This window comes from Streptosporangium sp. NPDC001559 (genome assembly GCF_042893955.1).
In the GTDB taxonomy this organism is placed as follows: domain Bacteria; phylum Actinomycetota; class Actinomycetes; order Streptosporangiales; family Streptosporangiaceae; genus Streptosporangium.
This window is the reverse complement of the sequence record NZ_JBIAVG010000016.1, coordinates 168,737-186,597: the sequence shown is the minus strand read 5'-3', so window position 1 is coordinate 186,597 and position 17,861 is coordinate 168,737. Positions and strand designations below refer to the sequence as shown.

General features: G+C 65.8%; 22 protein-coding genes. All 22 read right to left on the bottom strand.

Annotated features, from left to right (window positions below):
* The gene (locus ACFYY8_RS31670; RefSeq protein WP_390047282.1) at positions 1–696 is read right to left on the bottom strand and encodes a hypothetical protein; all 696 of its coding nucleotides are present in this window, start codon (positions 694–696) and stop codon (positions 1–3) included.
* Between the two features lie 3 nt (positions 697–699).
* Complete coding sequence (locus ACFYY8_RS31665; protein ID WP_390047280.1) at positions 700–924, bottom strand: hypothetical protein; 225 nt, start codon at positions 922–924, stop codon at positions 700–702.
* A gap of 10 nt (positions 925–934) precedes the next feature.
* On the bottom strand, positions 935–1,393 hold the full coding sequence (locus ACFYY8_RS31660) for a hypothetical protein (RefSeq protein ID WP_390047278.1): 459 nt from the start codon (positions 1,391–1,393) through the stop codon (positions 935–937).
* Positions 1,394–1,450: 57 nt separating this feature from the next.
* A complete protein-coding gene (locus ACFYY8_RS31655) occupies positions 1,451–1,921 on the bottom strand; it encodes a hypothetical protein (protein WP_390047276.1) in 471 nt (156 codons plus the stop codon).
* Between the two features lie 4 nt (positions 1,922–1,925).
* The gene (locus ACFYY8_RS31650) at positions 1,926–2,150 is read right to left on the bottom strand and encodes a hypothetical protein (protein ID WP_390047274.1); all 225 of its coding nucleotides are present in this window, start codon (positions 2,148–2,150) and stop codon (positions 1,926–1,928) included.
* A gap of 49 nt (positions 2,151–2,199) precedes the next feature.
* Positions 2,200–6,339: a hypothetical protein gene (locus ACFYY8_RS31645; protein ID WP_390047272.1), complete on the bottom strand. Its 4,140-nt coding sequence runs from the start codon at positions 6,337–6,339 to the stop codon at positions 2,200–2,202.
* Between the two features lie 229 nt (positions 6,340–6,568).
* Positions 6,569–6,928 carry a hypothetical protein gene (locus ACFYY8_RS31640; protein WP_390047270.1) on the bottom strand — a complete coding sequence of 120 codons (360 nt, stop codon included), beginning with the start codon at positions 6,926–6,928 and terminating at the stop codon, positions 6,569–6,571.
* Positions 6,929–6,936: 8 nt separating this feature from the next.
* Positions 6,937–7,482, bottom strand: coding sequence for a hypothetical protein (locus ACFYY8_RS31635; RefSeq protein WP_390047268.1), 546 nt, complete (start codon positions 7,480–7,482; stop codon positions 6,937–6,939).
* Positions 7,482–7,967, bottom strand: a complete 486-nt coding sequence (locus ACFYY8_RS31630) for a hypothetical protein (RefSeq protein ID WP_390047266.1) — start codon at positions 7,965–7,967, stop codon at positions 7,482–7,484. Before ACFYY8_RS31630 ends, ACFYY8_RS31635 begins: the two co-directional genes overlap by 1 nt.
* A 3-nt stretch (positions 7,968–7,970) precedes the next feature.
* Complete coding sequence (locus tag ACFYY8_RS31625; protein WP_390047264.1) at positions 7,971–8,201, bottom strand: hypothetical protein; 231 nt, start codon at positions 8,199–8,201, stop codon at positions 7,971–7,973.
* Positions 8,202–8,204: 3 nt separating this feature from the next.
* A complete protein-coding gene (locus tag ACFYY8_RS31620) occupies positions 8,205–8,528 on the bottom strand; it encodes a hypothetical protein (RefSeq protein WP_390047262.1) in 324 nt (107 codons plus the stop codon).
* 72 nt (positions 8,529–8,600) lie between these two features.
* Positions 8,601–9,014: a hypothetical protein gene (locus ACFYY8_RS31615; protein ID WP_390047260.1), complete on the bottom strand. Its 414-nt coding sequence runs from the start codon at positions 9,012–9,014 to the stop codon at positions 8,601–8,603.
* Complete coding sequence (locus ACFYY8_RS31610; protein ID WP_390047258.1) at positions 9,011–9,400, bottom strand: hypothetical protein; 390 nt, start codon at positions 9,398–9,400, stop codon at positions 9,011–9,013. Before ACFYY8_RS31610 ends, ACFYY8_RS31615 begins: the two co-directional genes overlap by 4 nt.
* An 8-nt stretch (positions 9,401–9,408) precedes the next feature.
* Positions 9,409–9,804 (bottom strand): DUF6093 family protein, encoded by a 396-nt coding sequence (locus ACFYY8_RS31605; RefSeq protein WP_390047256.1) that lies wholly within the window; start codon positions 9,802–9,804, stop codon positions 9,409–9,411.
* Positions 9,801–10,193, bottom strand: coding sequence for a hypothetical protein (locus ACFYY8_RS31600; protein WP_390047254.1), 393 nt, complete (start codon positions 10,191–10,193; stop codon positions 9,801–9,803). The genes ACFYY8_RS31605 and ACFYY8_RS31600 overlap by 4 nt, the downstream gene beginning before the upstream one ends.
* Before the next feature lie 208 nt (positions 10,194–10,401).
* Entirely contained in the window at positions 10,402–10,707 is a 306-nt protein-coding gene (locus ACFYY8_RS31595; protein WP_390047252.1) for a hypothetical protein, read from the bottom strand.
* Entirely contained in the window at positions 10,707–11,087 is a 381-nt protein-coding gene (locus tag ACFYY8_RS31590) for a hypothetical protein (RefSeq protein ID WP_390047250.1), read from the bottom strand. The genes ACFYY8_RS31595 and ACFYY8_RS31590 overlap by 1 nt, the downstream gene beginning before the upstream one ends.
* A 45-nt stretch (positions 11,088–11,132) precedes the next feature.
* Positions 11,133–11,987: a P22 phage major capsid protein family protein gene (locus ACFYY8_RS31585; RefSeq protein ID WP_390047247.1), complete on the bottom strand. Its 855-nt coding sequence runs from the start codon at positions 11,985–11,987 to the stop codon at positions 11,133–11,135.
* A 22-nt stretch (positions 11,988–12,009) separates the two neighbouring features.
* Positions 12,010–12,843, bottom strand: coding sequence for a hypothetical protein (locus tag ACFYY8_RS31580; protein WP_390047244.1), 834 nt, complete (start codon positions 12,841–12,843; stop codon positions 12,010–12,012).
* A 121-nt stretch (positions 12,844–12,964) separates the two neighbouring features.
* Positions 12,965–13,192, bottom strand: a complete 228-nt coding sequence (locus tag ACFYY8_RS31575; protein ID WP_390047242.1) for a hypothetical protein — start codon at positions 13,190–13,192, stop codon at positions 12,965–12,967.
* Between the two features lie 316 nt (positions 13,193–13,508).
* On the bottom strand, positions 13,509–16,319 hold the full coding sequence (locus ACFYY8_RS31570) for an ADP-ribosyltransferase (protein WP_390047240.1): 2,811 nt from the start codon (positions 16,317–16,319) through the stop codon (positions 13,509–13,511).
* A 3-nt stretch (positions 16,320–16,322) separates the two neighbouring features.
* Positions 16,323–17,858 carry a phage portal protein gene (locus tag ACFYY8_RS31565; RefSeq protein WP_390047399.1) on the bottom strand — a complete coding sequence of 512 codons (1,536 nt, stop codon included), beginning with the start codon at positions 17,856–17,858 and terminating at the stop codon, positions 16,323–16,325.
* Positions 17,859–17,861: the final 3 nt, after the last annotated feature.

The following is a 17,861-nucleotide window of genomic DNA, read 5'->3' as shown; positions in this document are numbered from 1 at the left end:
CTAAATCACGGCGGCGCGCGACACGGCCTGGCCAACAGCGGTGGACCGCACTGGGCGGGCCTCAACAGCGGGCAGAATCTCCAGAGCTGCCCACCCCCAGTCAGGGGCATCAGTCCCGGCCGCGTCCAAGTTGAACGTCACCGTTGCCCCCGAGGAGGGGGTGTCGGCGGCTTTGCGGATTGCCATGCCCGAAAAGGTGAAGAAGCCCGTGTTGATGCTCCAAGCGGACTCATCATCAGTCGAGGCCGGCGAGCCGAGGCCCATCAAGTCAGCGGAAGCGCAGAACCCTCGTGATCCTGCCGCGGAACTGGTGTAGGCGTTGACCGTCGCGTTGTTCGTAGTGGACTCGCCAGAGCCGAAGTTACCGATCGGGCTGATCCCCTGCCCCGTGACGAGGTCCACCTTCACCGCAGCGAGCCGGTCAGATCCGGTCAAGTTCCCTACGGTGACGGTGGTGGCCGCGCCGGTCACGACGGGGGCGGTCCAGATCTCGTTGTAGAACGAGTCGTATCGGATCTGCTGGACGCGGCGCGTCCAGGTGAGGCTGCCGCCTGTCAGAGTCGGTACCGAATCCGACAACGCCATGACCATCGCCACCAGCAGCGACCCTGAGACCGTGCTGAAGCTGCTGGTGGCGACCGTGCTGCTGTCATCGCCGGTCGCTATGGTCGGGCTGGTGCCGATGTTGATCGGCACCGGTCACCGCCCTTCAGGCAGTGGCGCCGTCCACAGCACGTCGCCGTCCTCGTCGGTGATGCGGACCGGCGCGGCTGTGTAGTCATCGCTGGCCAAGCACGCGTTCAAGTCGTGACGGGCTTGGTTACGGGCCTCTCCCGTCGTGTTGTAGGAGGCACGCCGCTCAGTGATCGGCTCGCCGTCCTCCCCTACATGGGTGCCGGGCCACCGCCAGTACAGGTACACCATCAGCCGCCCCCTACTCGTCTTCCGCGAATTCGAGGTAGCCCTGGCAGTTGACGGTGGCGGGCGCGGTGCAACGGATCGCCAGCCCATGCCCGCCGGTGACGCGCGACGGCTCCCTCCCGAGCGGGAACTGAATGGTCAAGTTGCCGCCCTGCGGGTGCACCAGCCACCTCTTCAGGACGGTCAGCACAGTCGGCTCAGCCGAGTAGGCGCGAGCCGCGGTCGCCGACACGGTACGAGTACCGCCGGACACCTGAGCCGGAGTGTGAGACGTGCTGGTGCCCGCGGTCGCCTGAGTGCTAGCGCACAGCTCCACGGTGACCGGCTCCGCCGTCGAGCTCGTGCCGTCGAAGGACACTGACAGCTCGGTGCACTTGAGGATCCGGCCGCCGTTGATGGCGTTCAGGATGGTCTTGGCGGTTGCCGCCGACAGGGCGACGTCGCCGTTGGTTTCCACGGTGTAGGTGGCCACACGGCCCCCTTTCATGAAAACCCCCGCACACGGCAGGGGCGTAGGAAGCGGGCCAGGTCAGGAGCCGAACAGGTTGACCTTCGCCACCCCGTCGGCGTGGACGTTGATCTGGAAGGTCCCGTCGTTGGTGGAGTAGTCCGACAGCAAGTTGCGGAGCAGCACAGCCCGGTTCGACAGAGACGGCACGTAGAACAGAAGCCCGCGGGCGTTCGTGATCGTGCTCGATGCCCACTGGAGATTCGCGAAGTCCCACCGCATCCACCCCGGCGACCCAGGCAACTCCTCGTACACCACGCTGGTGAGCGCCAGTCCACCCGCGGTGTAACCAGTGCCTGAGACCTCGTTCGCGTCGAACGGAGCGCTGCCGTACGCCGGGTTGGTCTGCGACCCGTCCGGCGTGGTGATGCTGTTGATGAACAGGGCCGCCTTGAAGTAGCCGGCGCTGGTGTCGCCCATGTTCAGGGCGATCTCATTGCGGTCCTTCTTCAGCTGCGTGTCGACGAACCACATGTCCTTCACAATGGCCACGCCGTCACACCCTCAGGTTGATCGTGACGTCCTGGCGGCCGTCGGCGTGCTCGGTCACGACGTTGCCGAGCTGGTCAGTCGTCGCCCGGAAAGAGACGCCGTCGGCGCGTTCACCGTAGGTGTGCCGATCGCGGGTGGCGTAGGTCCACTCGCCAGCGGGCGGCACCTGCAAGTTCTTGCGCCGGCAGTACTCGCCGAAGCTGATCCCCGATCGCGGGTCCCAGGGCATGCGGCATGACCCCCTTTCGTCGATGAGATGAAGTGGAAGTGGCGCCGGGTCAGCGGCGGCGCTGCAGGTAGGACAGCTCCTCCGCCGTCTTCCTGGCGGACCCGCCTTCAGCCTCGTAGTAGCGCTCGATCACGAGCGGCCGGCCAGACGTCGACCCGCCGCCCGATTCGCCAGACGAGGGGCCGGTGAAGTCGCCTGCGTTGGAGCCCGCCACCATCGTCACCACCTGCGCGGATTGGACGGGCTTGCTGACCTTCGACGGGTTCACGATGCCCTGTACCGGGGCTGACGTCGTGGACCCGTTCAGAATCTGGATCTTCGCCCCCGATGCAGCGACCTTCCCTCCGGCCGCCGCAGCCTTGGCCGCACCAGCTACCGCCCCTGCGCCGAGGACAGCCCCTGACAGGCCCTCCACCGCAGAGGTGAGCGCCGTGAGCTGGGTGTCGAGCGTCGACGTCATCTGCTGCAGCGCTGAGGTGACCGACCCGGTGTCACCCAGGGTCGTGTCCACAGCGGTGGTGGCGTCAGCCAGGCCGCCAGTGAGAGTCGTCGCGGTGGAGTCCAGTGACCCCTTGAGCTGCTCGACCCCCGTGACCGTGACCGATGCCGACGAGCCGGACAGCGACCCGCCGCCAGCCCACGACGGAGCCGACGACGCAGCGGCTACCTGCTGAGGCACAACCGCCATCCCCATAGCTGAGGCCGCCGCACCGAGCACGTCCAGGCCGCGGCCTCGCTTACTGGCATCCAACGGGATATAGGCTTCCCAGCCGGCTTCTCCGAAGATCACATCTGGGCCGGAACGACCGGAGATCATGTACGGAGACGTGGCGATCATCGCCGACGGCGACGAACCCGCCGAGCGGATACCGCCTGACGCCATCAGCTCCACACCAGAGATGTGAGAGATGCCGCCGTAGGCCTTCTTCTTCGCTGGCGCCGCGATCCCCACCGGGATCGTCGGCGAAGCCAGCGAGAAGGATTTGAGCAGCGCCTGAAACTCCTCCCGTGCTTTCTTCGTGTCCAGGTCGATACGAATCTGCTTACTCTTCAGCTCAGCCAGGACGTCCTTGAGCTTCTTCCCGCCCTCCATGGCCTTGAGAGCGTCTGCCCGGGAGATTCCGTACGCTTGTGCCAGGAGGAGGACTTGCTCTTTCGCCTCTTTGTTCCGGCCTGCCAGCGCGCCGAGCTGCGGCAGCTGCTCCAGAACCGTCTTGGTCGCCTCATACGTGCGCCCGGAGAGAGTCTTTTGCCCATCAGCCGCTATACGCACCGAGTCAACAAAGGCGGCGAACTTCTCCCGCGCTTCCACGACCGCAGCGCGCTGCTTGTCAGTCATGTCCTTGCTGATGGCGAGTTTCCCGTTGCTGGCCTCGATCGCCACCGCAGCATCCTGGTAAGCCCTCTCCAGGTTCCGTAGAGCCTGAAGCGCGTCCGTTCGCCCTGCGAAGGTGTCCAGCGACTGCTGCAGCCCATCCATCCGCTGCTTGGTTACGTCGATCGCCTTGCCAGCCAGGTCAGTCGCAACCGCATTCAGCTCCTGCTGGTGCGTCAGCTCGGCAAGCTTGGACTCCAACGCCTCGACCTTGGTCGCAGCCTCGGATGACGAGTCAGAGAAGTAGACGGTGTCCAGGATCGAGAACCCGACCTGCTCGCGCATCCGCCCGAGCTCATCGGTGATGGACTGGATCTGCCCCTCCAGATCGCCGCCGCCTTTGGCCGCGGTGACGTCCGCGAAGCGCGACGCCTCGTCCGCCGCCGCTGAAAAACGGTCTCCAAGGATCAACAGCCCACCTGCAAGGCCTGCGCTGCCGACGAGGCTTCCGGCGAGTCCGCCGAACTTCTCGTTGAGGCCACCGACAGCGGTGCCGAAGTCCTTGGCCTTGCTCTTTGTCTTGTCGATCATGTCGCCGAAGTCGGAGAAGAACGAGGCGACCTTCAGCCCGGCTTGTACGGTTTTGATCGCGGCGATCGCGATAGCGATCATCTGAATGTGCTGCGGGTCCATCCCAGCCACGAGCCGCGCCAGCAAAGCAAGACCGCTCAGGCTCCCGGCACCCAGGGGGGCAACCGCCTCGACGATGTTGCCGAGGGCCTCGGCGACGCTCTTGATCAGCTCCCACACGGCGGGAGCGTTCTGCTGCGCATACAGGATGAACTCGTGGAACCCGTTGCTGCTCTTGAGGTTCTGCCCCCACTCGGCGAACGCCCGAGTGACGTCTTCAACTCCCTTGACCATGGTCGGCGCGAAGGGGAGGAAAGCATCCACGACGCCGGCCGCACCCACGGCGACGTTTCCGAAGCTGCGCCCCAACCCGATGATCGCGCCCGGGATTTGCGTGTTGACGTTGTAGATGAAGGTGTTCCAGAACGGCCCCGCGAGGGCTTTCTCGGCGTCGGTGAGCAGCACTGAAAACGCCGCGGAGGAGCTCTGTACCAGGGGCGTCAGCTTCGGCAGGGTCCGCTCCATCAGGCCGAGCCCTTGGGAGATCACCGGGAACACGTCGGGCTGTAGCTCCCGCTGCCACTTCAGATAGGCGTCAGTGAAGTGCTTGATGTCCTCGGCGAGCGCCCGCTCAGCCTTGCTGAGTTCAGCCATCTTCGAAGCCGCTCCGCCACCGCCACCAGCGGCTTTGCCCGCTGCTTCCATGGCGGCCCGCTGCTGGAGCTGCTCCAGCTTCAGCCTCTGAGTCGCGCGAAGCTGATCACGCTGGGCCTTGATGACGGCGGCGTTCGCCTCAGCAACCTTGCGCTGAGCATCACCGACATCACGCTGCGCGGCAGCGACGTCGCGGGCTGCTCGTGCTGCGTCGCTCTGGGCGGCGGCAACGTCGCGTGCCGCCTGCGCGCGGGAGTCGGCTACAGCGCGCTCGGCTTCCGCTTCGCGGCGGGTTGCCGCTTCGATGGCTTCTTTCGCACGAACGACTTCGTCGGAGCCCTCAACACCCTTGGCGTCAGCCTCAGCCCTCTCCTTGGCGAGGTCAGCGTTGGATTCCTTGAGCCTTTTAAGGTTGAACTCCGCCTCGCGGAGGGCTAGTTCAGCCTCGTCCTTGTCGGTCTTGCTGGCCCCGGAACCGGGCTGGTTGACCCTGTTCAGGTTCTGCTGGGCGCGTCGAATCGACAGCTGGGCACGCTCTTCAGCCAGCGCCCCGCCCTCAGTCGCCAGAGCGAGATCTTCGAGCTTCTCCTGTGCCTGCTCACGCGCACGGGTGAGGTCCTCGATCGCCCGCTGGGTGGCGCGGTGGGCGTCCTGTACGGAGCGTTCCGCGTCGGCGATCCGACGTGCCCCGGCCGCCTGCACTTCGCTGATGCGTGCGGCAGCGCTAGCGGCGTTCTCCTGAGCTTGTCGGACCCCCTCCTGGGCCTCCTTCACCCCCTGCAGGGCGTCCTTGACACCTTGCTGCGCCTTCTTCACCGCCGCAGCGGAGTCCGCAACGCGATCCTGTGCCTCCGCCAAGCGCAGCGACCTAGAAGCGGCTTCGGCGGCGGACTGAGCAGCCGACTTCATGGCTCCGCCCGCGCCGCCGCCTCCGGCTGCCGACTCTGTCTGCTTCAGCGCCTCATTGACGCGCGCCAGCCCAGGCAGGGCTACTGCTGCGAACGCGCCCGCGCCAGCCCCAGCGGCAGCGAACGCCGCACCGAGGCCCGCCACGCCAACACCGATCGACACTGCCGCCGGTAGAGCAGCAAGAGCGGCGCCGACCATGGCGATGCCGGAGAGAGCACCCGCGACATCGGCATTGACGTTGACGCGAGCGGTCTTTCCGTCGACCTTGGAGATTTCACTGTCGATCGCCCGTAGCTCAGCCAGCGCAGTGCCGATGTCCGCGTTAACGCTGACGTTGGCGTTGCTCCGCTGAAGGTCCTGCAGGTCTCGCTCAATCTGGGCCAGCTCCGCGCGGGCCGCCCCATCGTCGATGTCGATACCGATGCGTTTGCTGGCCAGTTGCTCCATCTGGGCGCGAAGCTGCGCGAACGCGATCTCGGCAGGTGTCGAGTCCGCATCGATCTCAATCTTCGGGAGAGCTTTGGTGGCCGCTTCCAGGCGCTTTCGGAAGTTGTCGGCGTTCGCGCCGGCCTCGGTCATCTTCCGGCCGAGGTCAACCGTCTCCGTCTTCGCTTGCCGCATCCCGGTGATGAAGCTGGACACCTTCGCCCGAAGGCTGACAGACACCGACCGTTCGGTCACGACTCACCGCCCGTCAGGTCACAGATGAGGTGTTCAGGCGGCGAACCCCGTAGGGGGCGTGGCATGCTCGCGGGCAGATCGGGGGATCTCGTTAGTTCGTCAGAGGAGACCTCGCTATGCCCAACATCGGCCCGACCCAGATGCTGATCGGCCTGTTGCTGTTCCTCGCGGTCGTTGCTGCCGTGTACATCGGCGTCAAGCTGGCCACACGCTCCAGCAAGAAGAACAGCTAGTCGTCCTCGATCGCTGACCAATACAGCGCCTGCTCGTGCTCAGTGGCCATCTTGGAGTGCTTGTCCTGTGCGCGGGCCAGCGCCGTGCACGCCTGACACCGGCTGGGAGACGGCACCGTGTATGACCGGACCGGTTCCCCATCACGCATCTCCGTGGTTTCCGACAGCTGCAGGGCGCACCCTGGGCACTGGTCGGCTTTCCATCGCAGGTACGCCATGTGCCAGGCGACGTCCTCAGCCAGCCACTCCGGTTCCGACGTGGTTTCGGAGTGGGTGAGACGCCCCTGGTCATCCCGGTGATGGACCGTCACCACCGCGGGCACCCGGCCGAGCAGCTTCGACCGGGGCACCCCCATGGAGTGAGCTACCGCGAGCTCTTCTTGGAGGCGGATAGAACCGCGGAGGCGTTGTAGGAGAAAGGGACATCGACGTCCGCCTTGTTCACCTCGAACGCCGCCACATACAGGGCGTCCCACTGCGCCTGAGTGAGCGCTCCGGACAGTTGCCGGGCCTCATCAAGGGTCATCTTCGGCTCGATCGCGCACGCCGCGACCAGAGCGGTCGGGAAAGTATCCCAGTCAACGTCGCCCTTGCCGCCTTCCTTTGGCGGGTGCGCAGCGACGAGGTCGCTGTAGGCCTTCGACGACAGGCCCTGAAAGCGGAACACCGCGGTGTGCTCCCGCATCTGCGCCCGCAGTTCCTGGATCTGCTGCGCGATCGCAGTCGCCATGGGGTCCGTTCCGCCGGCCAGGGTTCCCGCCTCGACGGGCTTTTCCCTAGCCACCGTGAGGTCCCGCTCCAGTTCCTCGAACTCGGCGACCAGATCGCCGGCGGTGCAGATCGGAACGGTTTTTTCTGGCCGCTTGATCGATCCGATGATGTCCGCGATCGCGGCTATTTTGGCCGCCATCAGGCCACCGTCGAGGTGAGGTTGTAGGTGCCCGACGCGAAAAGCTTGAGGGTGACCTTCTCATACGACTCGCGCTCAGGCGCCATGGGCTTACGCTCGCCGCAGGTCACCGTGTACACCTCGACGATCTGCGAAGTGGCGTAGGCGGTGGCTGCGGTCACGCCGCGGCGCACCACCAGGTATCCGGCGGTGCCGCGCGTCATAACGGTCCACATGCGGTCTGCAGAGGGCGTGGAGTCCCGGTAGTAGGTCAGCTCGATCTGCGCCTTGGACCGCCCAGGGCTTTCGAAGTCCTGCGTGCTCGCCAGTACGTTGCCCGCGACGGTGCCCTCATCGAAGTCGACCTTCAGGCCGTCGTCGGTGACGGTGTTCTCCAGCGTGATGATGCCGGGGTCGGTCAGTTCAGCCACGGTCGGCGCGGTGATCGACGCAATCACCGGAACGAAGGTCGCCTTCGTGTTGCCATCGGTGAGTCTCTTGGCCACGGCCTACTCCTTGTCTTCCGAGGCAGGCCGGACCGCCGCCTTCTTGATGGGGTGGGAGGTGCCGGGCGTTTCCGGCTGAGCGGTAACAGGCGCGGCCTCAAGGGCGGGCTCGTCGCCGTGCTCTGAAACAGGGCCGAGGACCTCGTAACCTTCGCGGTGCTGCCAGTACGGCAGCGCGGCGGATTCGATCTCGAACTCTGCCTGGTATGGGTCGCGGATACGGATCTTGGACATGGCTCAGATCCGCGCGTAGTAGAAGGTCATGGACGTCGTCGCCGACCACGTCAGGGCGATCAAGCCGTCTGAAGGGTCAGCCCACTTGCGGTTGACCTTGACGCCCTTAGAAGTGGCGTTGGCGGTCGTGCGCACCGGGTCGGGGTTGGCTTCGCCGTCCTCGTTGGTGCCGGGGTTGGTGAAGGTTAGGTCGTGCGACGACGAATCGCCATTCATCACGATGATGAAAGCGTTGTCGTCGGGGACGAGCTTGTCGCCAGCGGCGGCGGTGCGGGCCGTGAGGACCGTGCCCGCGACTCCGATCGCCTGGGCGGTATAGGTAGCCACAGCGGGCTCCTTTCGGGCATGCCAAAGGGCCCGCACACAACAAGCTGTGCCGGGCTACGAATCAGGTAGAGGTCAGGTCGAGTCGGACCTGGAGAGGTATTGAGCGGTCGCGATCCACAAAGCGTCGGACTCGTCTTCCCTGCGAACGACCTGCGAGCCCTCTTCAATCGTTGGCCACACGCGCCGTCCTGGTACGTCCGGGATGGTGGTGAGCAGCGTGAGCGCGACCTTGTCGGCAATCAACTGCGCTTGCCCAGGTGAGGCTCCGACGCTGGTCACCTGGTAACGCAGTTCATCGGGGCCGTCGTTGAGCAGGTTCCTGTGGAATCCGCTCTTGGTGCCGGAGTCGGGGTAAATGACCGCGTACGGAACAGCAGCCCCCTGCGGGGCACCTGCCCAGTACACAGCGCACCCGGATGGAACTCCGGCCTGTAGCAACACGACGATCGCCTCCACCAGCGGCTTGGACGCGAGCGGAGTCGTCACAGCAGGTCCCGGACGATGTCGTCGAGGGCTTTCACGAACTGCGGCTCGACATGAGCGGCGGCTTGTGCGCCATCGAGGTGAGGCGGCTGGTTGGCTGACCCGTATTCGAAGCCCCGCCCCATGCCGCCTTGCGGCAGGCGCGTTTCGGGGCCAACTTCCCATTCGATCGCGCCATTGTGCGGGATCTGCTCGGCCGTGATCGATTTCGGGTAGTGCTTGCCATGCCGCCCAGAGGAGGAGCGGGCGTTGTCCCGCCACGCGTTACGGAGGTCGATCGCGTGGTCTTTGACCACGGCGAACGCCTTGTTCGTGGCCTCGCGCTCGGCCTGTTCGAAGTATGGCAGCAGGGCGAGAAGGTCGGTGCCGTCCAGATCGTAATCAGCCACGGCTCCCCCTACCCCGCCCGGTCTTCTACCACGAGGCGGCGAACTGTAGCGGTCCCTGCGTAACCGACGTCGACTACTTCGAGATGCCGTCCGACCAGCCACGTGTCGTCGGACGCTGTGATGGTGAGCCGGTCCTCGCGCCGGATCTCCGGCGTGGAGTTCCATGCCAAGTGGACGTGGTAGCGGTGCAGGGTGACTTCGTGCTCGCCGTGCTGGGCATCACGCCCGTCACTGTCTCGCTTGACCCTGCACGGCCCCGTGTAGACGGCGACCCATGGTTGTGTGAGCTGGCCGGTCGTCTCGTCCAACACTGGGTCTCCCGCCTTGCGCTCCACCAGGCAGGTGTCCCGGAAAAGCTGTAGCGCTGCCGCTCGTCCGCGGGCAAGGACGTCTTCAACGCTCATCGCGACCGGACCACGTACGCGCCGGGAGCCGACCCTAGCCACGCCCTCAGCGACTCCTCTTCTCCCGGCAGAAGCCCGGAAGCATGGGTGACCACCTCGGCGGCGTAGGTGACGGAGTAGTCGTCGATCGTCTCGCTCCGCACTCCCGCCTCCATGCCGCCCGAAGACGGCACGGAGCCAAGGCGCATGGCGACTGAGCACACCAGGTCCAGCAGTTCGTCCGGGATCGTGACGAATCCGTGGGTGTGGGTGACGTTGACGTCTCGCCATGCACATGACCATCCGCTGATATGCCGTTGCGGCACGTTGAGGATGTGCTCGCGGCCGTCCCATCTCCACCCGGTCACCGCGTCTCCGCCGTCCTCGGCCAGCCATGTCACCGCTGACACGGCGGTGACGGGAGGTGAAGGAAGGCGGACACGGCCGTCCTCGACAGGGAGGCGAACGGTGGAGGTGGTGGAAGAGATGGGGCGGCCTGCCACCCGCCGCAGCCGGGCTGACGCCCTTGCCAGGAGTGTTTCCTCCTGGCCTGCTGGGAGGGTGTAGCCGAGCCGTATCGCGTCCGCCCACGTAGCGAGAGAGGCCATGGTGACCTCCTCAGGCGGTGCCGTACTTCTCGATGAGGTCGTTCTTCGTCATCGCCTCGGCGTCATCCGGCGACAAGCCATGGACTCGAACGACGTAGCCCACCCAGTGCGCCTTAGAGGCATTCACCGCAGGCGGCTGCTCGGCCTCCGGTTCGGTGGCGTCAGGCTCGATGTAGGGGCTGCCGTCCTCGTTGACACGAGTGAGGTAGCCCTTAAGGAGCTGATCAGCCATGTTCTCCGGCAGCGGGAGGTCCATCTGCCAGGTGACGCCGCCCGCTCCCCGAAACCAGCCGGTTTCGCGGTCCTTGGGACCCATCAGGTGTTCCTCGGGACCTTAAACGCGGTGAGTGTCATCGCCACCGACGTCTCCACGATGATCGATCCGTCGGACTGCAGGAACCGTCCGGACTCGAACGGGCCGATCCACTGGGTGCCGGAGTTCGCGACGGTCACCGCCAGGTTGCCCTGCCCAGCCGCGAGAGCGGGCGGATAGGTGCCTGCCAGCACGGTGGCAGTGCCCGAGCCACCAGAGGCATTGACCGCTCGAATGATGGTCAGTTCCGGCACCGCTCGGGCGCTGGATGTAGCCGGGATCTGGCCGCCGTTGCCAGCGCCGGAGGTGACGGCGGTGCCCGCCGGGTCGGCCAGGTTGCCGTTCGGGACGAGGTTGCTGTACGGGACAGCAGTACGCGCCATGATCAGGCTCGCTTTCTCTGTAAATGGGTAGGGTCAGGAGCCTGATCAGGTCTGGGAAGCGGCGGCCGTAGCAATGGCCTCCGGGCGAACCAGCTTCGCCCCATAGAGGGCCAGCCCCTTGATGGCGTCGCTGAATCCGCCCTCGGGCCGGTAAGCCTCCGTCTTGTTGATCTGCTCGGCGAAGCTGATCGCCATCGGGGTGCCGGCCTGCACGATGTAGTCGTCGCCCGTCACGTTGATGCAGTTGTTCGACACCAGGATGTCGAAGCCCGCGGCGCGGCCGACCATGCCGTTGCGCAGCGCCTGCCCGTTGTCGCCGGACTCGTTCAGCTTGATGAACCGGCCATCGAGGAGCAGGCGGCCGTGGAGCCACGGCGGGACGACAACGTACCGGTCCGCTGTCGGCACGTTCGCCTCGTCGAGCTTGACCTTGAGCGGGACCAGGACCTTGTCGTAGGCGTCCGTCGGAGTTCCCGCAGCGACCGAGATGGTACCGAGGGCGTTCGCGGTGGCAACACCCGTGTACAGGCCCGCCACGTACTGGTCGACGACGTCGGCCAGCTTGTAGGCGGCCCGGGAAATCGCCTCAGGGATGACGTTGCCGCGCGCCTGACGGGCATCGACGTCGTCGACCTTGAACGCGAAGTACTTGGCCTGATCCACGACGAGCGTCCGCTGAGCGTCGGTCAGCTCTTCGGGCGTGATCGTCGTCTGGTTCGGCACGTACGTGCCGATCGTCGGGTCGGAGATCGACGTGATCCGGACCGTGTCTCCGGCCTCCGCAATCTCGCCCTCATAGTCCCGGTTCACGATGCCGGGACCGGCGAAGACCAGAGCCTTGCGGAGCGCGACCAGAAGGTTCGCACTCCAAATCTCCGGCCGGAAACGGATGATAGCCATTTCAGCCTTCCTTGTTGATCAGCTAGCGCGAAACACCAAGAAGGTCGTCGAAACGCCCTTCTCCCTGCGCCTGGACGATTTGCTCGGGCGACATCCGGCGGAGGTCGTCTTCTGTGAGCTGGGCTGGCTTCTGGGGCCCCTTGCGGGCACCGCCGTCCCCTGAGCCCTGGAATCGCTTGGCGCTTTGCGCTGCCACAGCCAGGTAGGGCTTCTTTTCGAGGAGCTCGTCGAGAGCTTCCTTGATGGCCTCGGCGTCGATCTTGTCGCCGTCGAGGAAGTCTGCGATGTCGTTGCCGGCCAGCAGCAGCGTGCGAACCACGTCGGGGTCCTGGACGCGCTTGGCCGCGAGTACTTCGATCTTGTCGGAGACTCGGTCTTTCAGAACCTCCGCCTTCAGAGCTGCCTTTGCCTGCTCGGCTGCTTCCGCTCTGATCGCGTCCAGGTCCGGCGCATCCGCGGATGCTCCTTCGCCGCCCTGGGGGGTGCTTGCGGCTTTCTTCTCAGCCGCTTTGCGCAGCCGCTCCAGTTCGGCGAGCGCTTCGTCTCGCTCTCTGATCGCGGTTCGGCGTGCCCGGTCGGATTCTCGGCGTCGTTCCTTCTCCGCCTGTAGCGCCTTCGTCCCGGCTTCACGCAGGGGTTCGTCATCATCGGCCTGCTCAGCGGGTCGCGGTTCCTTACCCTCTGCGGAGTCGTCGTCCACCTCGCCGGCGTTGCTGCTGGAGTCGGTGTCGTCGATGACGACATCATCCGCGTCGTCGGCTCCGCCGAGAACAGGCCAGACAGGTGCCCCGTTGCGGAGCAGCCCGACAGCCTTCAGGCCGGTAATCGGGTGAATGGGCAGGTCAACGAACGTCATGGTGCTCCTCATCAGCCCTTGCGTTGCGCGTGGGCATGCGGAATCGCCGGTCCTGCATTGCGCAGTCCGGTCAGGAGTGGGTTGGGTTGGCCTGCCGACTGGCAGGCCTACTCAAGGGGAATCAGGGGTGAAGGTCCGGGAGGGCGACCATCAGATAGCCATTGGACCAACCGGCACGCAGCAAGTTGGCGACTGCGGCGGCCTCGGTCTCTCCGTAGTCACGCATTCGGGTCCTCACCGTCGCAGCGGCCGTCTGGCCTCCGTGGTAGGTGACTGTGCCGTCATCAGCCAGTTCGGCGCGCGATACTTCAGACCCGGTCTGGACGTTCACGATCCGCATCACCGTCATGCGGGCACCAGCGTGAAACCGCGGAACAGAGCCGGGTCGAGGAGCGCGGAGGCCAGCGCGCCTGCCTTGTACGCGTCGGAGAGGATCCGCCAGACTGTAGCGCCCGCCCGCACCCCAGCGGCTCCGGCCTGGCTGGAGGGCAGGAACCCAGCCGCTTCTAGGTCATCTGTCCAAACATGGCCGAGTAGGACATCACCGGTGTAAAGCGCCGCCCGCCGTACGGGGCCTGTCGCCTCTGCGGAGTAGCCCAGTGAGCTATCCACATTGGCAGGCTGTGGATCGTCTGCCCACCGGCCGTAGGGCCTACGACGTTCGGTCACTTCGGCTTCCCCTGCTCTGTGTATCCCTCGTCGGCGTTGCCATATGGATCTGGCGTCCAGTCGTCTGGCCGTTGCCAGTCGTCCGGGACGATCTCCATCTCAAGGAACCACGCATTTTTCCTCTGATAGGCGGCGTGCACAACGTAGTGTGCGCCACGTCGAAGCAGAATCTCACGCTCGTCTTCTTCCGCCTCGGAGGCCTCCATGACGTTCATCGCCGGATAGCCCTTGGGCGCTCGGATCATCATGTAGACCTGGCCGGGCAGAGCGGCGGACTCCCCCACCGAGGTGGACATGAATCCCTTTTCGACGAATGTCTTACCGACAAGCGCCTGCATGGACTCGGGGTTGTTGACGTTCGCACCGAGGAAGTCCACGAACGCTTTGCGGGCTCCCCGATGAAGCACCACGGCCTCGGGAAGTGTGGTCTTCTCGAAGGCGTTGTCGAGACCTTCGAGAATTTGAGCGTATTGGTCTCGGCGGTCCATGCGGATCGGCTGACCACGCAGGCCAGCATTGACGAACTCGTACGCTTCCTCCGTGTAGCGGTACACGGCTCGCTTCTCAGCGTCGGTGAGGTCCGGTAGGGGCAGGTGCTCGCGCGCCCAGTCCAGGCCGTCCTCGTTGCTGTGGTGGCGGAGGCCATGCCGCATGCCAAGCGCGGCGGGAGTCTTCTCCTCGGCGGAGTGTTCCTCTTCTCCGCTGCTGGACTTCGCAATCGAGTTGCTGTAGCCCGACGCCTCTGGAGCGATCAGGTCGAGGACGCCCAGCGAGTAGTCCAGCCAGTTGCGGCGCCCGAGGAGGTCAAAGTCCGCGGCCAGTTCTTCCAGTCGCTGCCGGGCCTCGACGATGTCAGCCGCCGTGAGCGGATTCGACCCGATGGTGTATAGCTCGGCAAACGGTCCCAGCCCGGCGAGTTTCTGGACGGGCCCTGCGGGGACGTCGACGTACGTTTCGCCGTAGTCGTGGGAGACGGCGAAGGCGTGCCCGTGGTCGATCGGGATGGTGTGCCCGTCGTCGGTGAGCATCCAGTTGCCCATGTTGCGGTCGCTGTTGGCGATCAAGACGTCAAGCAGGCCGACGAGGTTGCCGTCATCGTGGTCGAGGGCTGCTCGCCTGCGTGCCTGCCATTCGTCTGGGTGGTTCTCGCTGAGATCGTCAGCAGTGAGGGCGTCGCCGACGTACTCCATGTAGATGCCGTCAGGGTCGTTGCGGTAGATGCGGGGTGCACGAACGCCGAGTGCGCGGCCAACCAGGGAGGCTGCCTGCTCGGCGTCATTCGCGTCCTGCAGCACGCCGCCGGACTTGCGAATGACCTTCATGCCGCCCTTGAGGGTGATCAGCTCCGTGAGAGCCGATTCGCCGCCGGTCAGCACCTTTCGTTCCAGTGGCGGGAAGCCGTCCTCCACCGCCTTCGCCAGGTCTTCAAGGCCCACGATGGTGCGGTGGTAAGGACGGGCGCCGACTGGGACTTCACCGGCGTCGATCCGGGCGATCTCAACCGCTCGTCGCGCCGCCTCGCGGGCTTCAGCTTCCGCCTCTGCCCGGGCTTTCGCTTCGGCGGCCTTGCGGGCGGCTTCCTCTTCGCGTGTCTTCCGCTCCGCCTCGGCCTTCGCCTCTGCTTCGGCTCGGGCTTTCGTTTCGGCTTCTCGCCTCGCGGCCTCTTCGGCCAGCGCCTTAGCCACGGCGGCAGCAGCCTGCGCCTGGCGTTCCTCCTCAGCCTTCCGCGCTGCGGCCCGAGCTGCCTCCTGGGCGGCTTCCTGAGCGGCCTCGCGGGCCAGCCGCTCCGCCTCGGCGTCTTCCACGATCCGGGCTTGAGCGGCCTCGGAGCGTCGCCTACTGGCAGCGTCCAAGTAGCCGAATCGCTCCAGGAGTTGGATCGCGAGGTCCCGGTCCCCGTCCGCGTCAGCGATGAGCTGCTCAGGCATCGGACGCACCGTCTGGCTCCGCCGGTAGTGCTGACCTGGCGTCTTCTGAAGGTTCCCAAGCTTCTTACCAGCGAGACCGCGCACTGTGGTGCCCTCGGTCGTGACCCGCCGGCCGCCTGCGGCGGTCCGCATCCCACGGCGGGCGTTGACGACCTGCGCCATGTCGCCGCCAAGCCGGATAGCGTCAGCGGCGCCTTTGCCGAACCTCCGGTTCTGCTCCTCTTCGGTCATCTGCGCGAACAGATCATCCGGGGCCGGCGGGCGAGGATCGTCCTTGGTCAGGGGCCGCATCTCACAGTCGCACGCCGGATGCCGCTGAAACCCAGTGCTCCAGGAATACTCGCGGCCAGCCAAGATGATGCACCGCGCGCACGCAGGCAGGCTGACGACCCGCACATAGGTCACCCAGCTACGGGTGGCGGTGACACCGACGTTGACTGCTCCCCTACCGGCGTCGGCGACCTGCGTGGCGGTGATAGCGGCCAGGAAGTTCGTGGCCTGCACCATCGCCTCCTGCGGATGCTTGCCAGTCGACAGGAGCCGCTTAAACAGGATCACCGGCAGATACAGCAGCGTGTCCAACGGCCGGCCGTCCGACGCGATACCGCCGAATGCCTCAGGAACGAGCTGTGCGGCGTCGGACAGCACCCCCTGCGCCGCAGCGAGTTCCTCCAGGTACACCGGCGCCTGCGCCGCCGCTTGGACCTGAGCCTGCGTGACCGTGTCCACAATCGACTGGCCGATACCGGCGGTCCATGAAGCCGTCAGCGCGTCTTGGGCAAGCCGCCGCCACAACCCGATCACCGCGGCGATCGTTGCGGTCTGGATGCGTTTCTGCTGGCGTTGGTAGCTAAACGCGATCTCGTCGGGGGTGGCCATGGCCTACCCCCCAACAGCGACCGTTTCCGGTTCGGCAGCAGGAAGACCCTCATCGGGTGGTGTAGACGACGACCCGGCAGCAGTGCTGCCGTTCATCATCATGTTCATCGGGTCCATCTCGGCCTGCTCCAGCGCCATCGCCATGACCCGGTCCACCTCAGGTGGTTCCAGCCCGTATTGCTCGGCAAGCCACCGAAGCGGAAAGCCCATCGCCTTCAGCTTCTGTAGCGCGTCAACCTTTTGCCCAAGCGCCCGGAACTGGGTATCGGCCCACATGACGGTGCCGCGGCGGCACGCCCGCGCCTTCTCCTCTTGGTTCATGGCGAGGGCCATCAGGGAGTGAATCTCGCGGATGCCGGAGTTAACGTACACGATCCGCTCGCCCGTTTTGGAAACCAGACCGGTCTCGGCCGCGGTCAGCGCCTCAGCGGCGAGGTTGGCGACCTTGCCGATCAAGTAGTGCGGCGGGGTACGGGTCTGAGCGGCGATGTGCTCAATCGCCCGCTCGATCACGTCGGAGTACGCGGCCAGGTCCGCCGCCGGCCAGGAACCAATCTTCGCGTCGCCAGTCAGCCACAGGATCCGCTCGTTGATAAGCGTGTCCAACTCGATCGGCCGTTCGCCAACCTTCTGGCCGTTGGTGTCGAGGATCGGCACCTTGGGCACTTCGGCGCCCATCACGACCCGCTGGGGCAGACTCGCGAAGTCAAGGGCGTTCATCAGGTACGCCCAGATCAGGTTGATGGCGTCCTGCATCGCCATCACGCCGGCGATGTCGCTAAGCGGGTCATCGTCGAGGAGCGTCTGGTTGCGCAACTCGACCATGGGGACGCGCTGTAGCGGGTTCGGCAGCGGCCAGGTGTCGTCGTTGTCTCCCTGCCGCGGCACCCAACCTTCAGGCCCCGCAGAGCGGACCGTGTCCGAACCGGCCGGGACGATCAGCCCTGACACGCTGTACCCGGTACGCGCGTACCGAGGCCGGGAGAACTTCCAGACGAAGAACTTCTCGTACAGGGTGGCGTACTCGCGGGTGTCGTCGGCCCACAGCTTCAACGCGGCCTTGGCCTGCCCGGTGTCGCTGTCGTAGCCGACGATCGCCTGGTCTGGCCGCTCCCATGTCACCCGAGGCTCATCGTCCTCAGTCCCCCACACGAGACAGTAGGAGCGGGCTGCGGCCAGCGTGACGACGAACGCCTCAGAAGAGCCGCGCTCACAGTCGGCGACCTTCCACGCCTCCGACAGTTCCTTGTCCGCGTTTCGCTCGTCCGGGTCGAGCCGGATGCCGAGTACGTTCATCCGCTCGGCCGGGGCTGCGGCCACCGGTGCCGTCCAGTTGTCGGAGAAGCCCTTGAACCGGTCGGCGAAGTAGTCCCTGAACTCGGGCGACGCATAGCAGAGCTTGTGCTTGCCCTTGTAGTAGTCCAGCCGCCGCGTCGTCTCCGGCTCCCGGCGGCGAAGCTCGTCAGCGAGACGGTTCAGCACCCCAACCGCGCGGCGCGCTTCGTCCGTACTGGGCCCGTCCTGGACCGGCAGAGGCATAGC

Excerpts from the sequence above, each read along its gene's own strand:
- ACFYY8_RS31665 (WP_390047280.1), bottom strand. The coding sequence starts at position 924 with ATGGTGTACCTGTACTGGCGGTGGCCCGGCACCCATGTAGGGGAGGAC.
- ACFYY8_RS31650 (WP_390047274.1), bottom strand. The coding sequence starts at position 2,150 with ATGCCCTGGGACCCGCGATCGGGGATCAGCTTCGGCGAGTACTGCCGG.
- ACFYY8_RS31640 (WP_390047270.1), bottom strand. The coding sequence starts at position 6,928 with ATGGGGGTGCCCCGGTCGAAGCTGCTCGGCCGGGTGCCCGCGGTGGTG.
- ACFYY8_RS31635 (WP_390047268.1), bottom strand. The coding sequence starts at position 7,482 with ATGGCGGCCAAAATAGCCGCGATCGCGGACATCATCGGATCGATCAAG.
- ACFYY8_RS31625 (WP_390047264.1), bottom strand. The coding sequence starts at position 8,201 with ATGTCCAAGATCCGTATCCGCGACCCATACCAGGCAGAGTTCGAGATC.
- ACFYY8_RS31605 (WP_390047256.1), bottom strand. The coding sequence starts at position 9,804 with ATGAGCGTTGAAGACGTCCTTGCCCGCGGACGAGCGGCAGCGCTACAG.
- ACFYY8_RS31595 (WP_390047252.1), bottom strand. The coding sequence starts at position 10,707 with ATGGGTCCCAAGGACCGCGAAACCGGCTGGTTTCGGGGAGCGGGCGGC.
- ACFYY8_RS31590 (WP_390047250.1), bottom strand. The coding sequence starts at position 11,087 with ATGGCGCGTACTGCTGTCCCGTACAGCAACCTCGTCCCGAACGGCAAC.
- ACFYY8_RS31585 (WP_390047247.1), bottom strand. The coding sequence starts at position 11,987 with ATGGCTATCATCCGTTTCCGGCCGGAGATTTGGAGTGCGAACCTTCTG.
- ACFYY8_RS31580 (WP_390047244.1), bottom strand. The coding sequence starts at position 12,843 with ATGACGTTCGTTGACCTGCCCATTCACCCGATTACCGGCCTGAAGGCT.
- ACFYY8_RS31575 (WP_390047242.1), bottom strand. The coding sequence starts at position 13,192 with ATGACGGTGATGCGGATCGTGAACGTCCAGACCGGGTCTGAAGTATCG.
- ACFYY8_RS31570 (WP_390047240.1), bottom strand. The coding sequence starts at position 16,319 with ATGGCCACCCCCGACGAGATCGCGTTTAGCTACCAACGCCAGCAGAAA.
- ACFYY8_RS31565 (WP_390047399.1), bottom strand. The coding sequence starts at position 17,858 with ATGCCTCTGCCGGTCCAGGACGGGCCCAGTACGGACGAAGCGCGCCGC.